Annotated in this window: 1 pseudogene; it reads right to left on the bottom strand. The window is 41.0% G+C overall.

Features of this window, described 5'->3' with window-relative positions:
* Positions 1–217: pseudogene (gene lpxB / locus V6260_RS19085) on the bottom strand (lipid-A-disaccharide synthase); the annotation flags it as partial.

Raw genomic sequence — 217 nt, 5'->3', positions numbered from 1 at the left:
ATCTGGCGCTTGCTTCGCTAATTTTGATTGCCCATCTTGCAAACTAATATTAAGGCTAGGTGCTGTTGCATTTAAAATATCTGTAAACTGCGTTTTGCGTTTTTCGTTTACTAATGGCACGACAATTTTAAGCTTTGGATTTTGCGCCTGCAGCTCTGCAGCTGTTTTTATTTAGGTTTCGCTTAATAAACCGACTTCAGAGCCTCTACTACCCGGC

This window comes from Pseudoalteromonas aliena, assembly GCF_038155085.1.
Lineage (GTDB): Bacteria > Pseudomonadota > Gammaproteobacteria > Enterobacterales > Alteromonadaceae > Pseudoalteromonas > Pseudoalteromonas aliena_A.
This window is presented reverse-complemented; position numbering and strand designations above follow the sequence as displayed.